This is a genomic window from Lysobacter sp. TAB13, from assembly GCF_052113885.1.
Classification (GTDB): Bacteria; Pseudomonadota; Gammaproteobacteria; order Xanthomonadales; family Xanthomonadaceae; genus Lysobacter; species Lysobacter gummosus.
Genome location: NZ_JBFRDR010000354.1, coordinates 1 through 376, shown reverse-complemented (window position 1 = coordinate 376; position 376 = coordinate 1). Strand labels below are relative to the sequence as shown.

1 protein-coding gene is annotated in these 376 nt (G+C 66.8%); it reads right to left on the bottom strand.

The features are described 5' to 3' along the window. Window positions 1-376, bottom strand: a 376-nt coding sequence (locus AB4Y92_RS26510; protein ID WP_441822333.1) for an ABATE domain-containing protein, incomplete at both ends; no start/stop codon positions are given.

The window sequence follows — 376 nt, the reverse complement described above, 5'->3', positions numbered from 1 at the left end:
GTCGTGGTTGGCGCAGTGCTTGAGCCGTGCCGGCTCGTGGTCGCAGACGAAGCGAGCGAAATCGAGTGCGATTCTCGATGCCGCTCCGAGGCCCCGATTCGCCACGGCCATGAGCGCATAGCCCTCGTCACCCCTGTGCAACTGATAGCGCTCGGTCACCGGCACGAGCAGGCGGTTGATCGCAGCGAGCGACGCTTCCGGCAGCGGCTTGCCCTGCTGCAACAGGTCAAAGGCCGGACGAAGGGTTTCACGCAAGCCCTTGAGCTCAAAACCGGATTCGGGCGTCTCCCCCTCGCCTTGCCCGGCCGCGGCGAGCCACGCAGCCATGGACTGCGGCTCACCGAGCAGATCACGCGGTCCGGTCTCGGTTACCGGC